1 protein-coding gene is annotated in these 274 nt (G+C 65.3%); it reads right to left on the bottom strand.

The genetic code is table 11. The annotated features are described in order from the left end of the window. Window positions 1-16 precede the first annotated feature (16 nt). Window positions 17-274 (bottom strand): M20/M25/M40 family metallo-hydrolase (locus tag V7702_RS16810; RefSeq protein WP_335651219.1); only part of this gene is annotated, 258 nt, incomplete at its 5' end.

Here is a 274-nt window from a genome sequence, read left to right as displayed (position 1 = left end):
GCCAGGCCGTGCCAGGCTAGGCTTCCAGACGGGTCTTGAGTCTCTGCATGAACTCCATGCAGGCGTCGATCTGGGAGAGTTCGATGAATTCGTCGCCCTGGTGGGCCTGCTCGATCGACCCGGGTCCGCATACCACGACCGACAGGCCGGCATCCTGGAACTGGCCCGCTTCGGTCCCGTAGGCGACCGTTCGCGGAGAATTGTCGCCGGTCAGGGCGCGCGCGAGCTCTTCAGCCGGTCCGTTTTCTTCGGGACGTAGCGGCGGCACGTTCGA

This window comes from Phenylobacterium sp. (assembly GCF_036963605.1).
In the GTDB taxonomy this organism is placed as follows: domain Bacteria; phylum Pseudomonadota; class Alphaproteobacteria; order Caulobacterales; family Caulobacteraceae; genus Phenylobacterium.
Note: the sequence above shows the minus strand (reverse complement) of the source record. Positions and strands in the feature narration are given on the sequence as shown.